Below are 1,634 nucleotides of genomic sequence, written 5' to 3'. Positions count from 1 at the left end.
GGCCACGCCCAGGGCCGCCTCACCACGGCCGTTGCCGCCGTGGCGGGTGCTCGGCCGCGTGGCCGGGTTCTCGGTCGCCTCGTACGAGGCACTGCGCCCATCAGACATGGGGCCATCATAGAATCATGGGATGATTGGCTGTCCACCCCCACCGGCCCCAGGCCGGCCCGCCTCGTGCAAAGGTTTGCCATGCCTTTGACCCACCCCCGTCGCTCGGCACTGTCCGAACAGGTGATCGCGGCCCTGCGGACGCAGATCACCTCCGGCGAGTGGCCGGTCGGCTCACGGATCCCCACCGAGCCCGAGCTGGTGGAGCAGCTGGGTGTGGCCCGCAACACCGTCCGCGAGGCGGTGCGGGCGCTCGCCCACAACGGACTGCTGGACATCCGGCAGGGCTCCGGCACGTATGTCGTGGCCACCAGCGAGCTGGCCGGGGTGATGCACCGCCGGTTCGCCGACGCCGATCCCCGCCACGTCGCGGAACTGCGCTCCTCGCTGGAGGCGAGCGCGGCGTCGCTGGCCGCCGAGCGGCGCACCGAACGGGAGCTGCGTCAGCTCGAGGCGCTGTTGCGCCGGCGCGACGAGGCGTGGGAGTCGGGGGACGTGGAGGCGTTCGTGACGGCCGACACCGGGTTCCACATGGCGGTGGTGGCCGCCTCCCACAACGACGTGATGTCGGCACTCTACGCGGACCTCGGCGAGGTGCTGCGGGACTGGCTGCGGGGGGACGTGGGGGCGGTGCTCCACCCGGACTCCTACATGGACCACGCCCCGCTGGTGGAGGCGATCCGGCGCGGCGACGCGGCGACCGCGGCGCGGGAGGCGGCGGACTATCCGCTGTCCTGCCGGCCGGGACGTGCGGGCTGACCGCTCCCGGGGCGCGGGTCCGGAGCCGGAGCCCTGGGGCCCCGGTGGGCGCGCACGGCCGACGCGCACGGCCGACGCGTCCGGCTGCGGGGGCGGGCGGTCCGGCCCTAACGTCGGGGTATGGCGCTTTCCAAGGAAGAACGCGAGGCGTTCCTGTCCGAACCGCTGACGGCGACGCTCGGTGTGGTGGCGGGCCCGGAGCGCGGGCCGCTGCTGGTGCCCCTCTGGTACGGCTACGAGCCGGGGGGCCTGCCGTGGATCCTGACCGGGCGCGACTCCCGGAAGGCCGCGCTGATCGCGGAGGCGGGACGCTTCTCGCTGCTGGTGCAGCGGCTGACGCCGACGGTGCGGTACGTGTCGGTGGAGGGGCCGGTCATGGAGTCGGTGGCCGCGACGGAGGAGCACGTCCGGGAGATGGCCGGGAGGTACCTGTCGGGAGCTGCGCTGGAGCAGTACCTGGCGTCGCCCGTGGCCCTGGAGGAGTCCGTGGTGGTGCGGATGCGGCCCGAGCGGTGGACGTCGTCGGACCTCGGGGCCTGGTAGCGGGCGTTCACCCCGGCCGGTGACTCACCCAGGCCGAGCCGACCTCCTTCCAGCAGCGGCCGGTGAGCTCCACGCCGCGGGCGGGAGCGGCGTCGACGGGGGCGCCGTCGCTGTCCACGTCCCACCAGCGGGCGCACTCGACGTGCAGCCGGACCCGGTCGGTGCGGGAGTGGGGGTTGTGGCAGTGGGCCGTGACCTCCGAGCCGGTGACCTTCACGGCGCAG

General features: G+C 74.2%; 2 protein-coding genes and 1 pseudogene. 2 read left to right on the top strand and 1 reads right to left on the bottom strand.

The annotated features are described in order from the left end of the window. Window positions 1–189: 189 nt before the first annotated feature. Together HW445_RS30200 and HW445_RS30195 are read left to right on the top strand one after the other, a co-directional pair. On the top strand, window positions 190–867 hold the full coding sequence (locus HW445_RS30200; protein ID WP_151775599.1) for a FadR/GntR family transcriptional regulator: 678 nt from the start codon (window positions 190–192) through the stop codon (window positions 865–867). 120 nt (window positions 868–987) lie between these two features. Next, a complete protein-coding gene (locus HW445_RS30195) occupies window positions 988–1,410 on the top strand; it encodes a pyridoxamine 5'-phosphate oxidase family protein (protein WP_180223987.1) in 423 nt (140 codons plus the stop codon). Window positions 1,411–1,417: 7 nt separating this feature from the next. On the opposite strand, the pseudogene HW445_RS30190 reads toward HW445_RS30195, so the two are convergent. Further along, a pseudogene (locus HW445_RS30190) lies at window positions 1,418–1,634 on the bottom strand (hypothetical protein); the annotation flags it as partial.

It is taken from the genome of Streptomyces sp. UH6, assembly GCF_013421635.1.
Taxonomy (GTDB): Bacteria; Actinomycetota; Actinomycetes; order Streptomycetales; family Streptomycetaceae; genus Streptomyces; species Streptomyces abyssomicinicus.
Note: the sequence above shows the minus strand (reverse complement) of the source record. Positions and strands in the feature narration are given on the sequence as shown.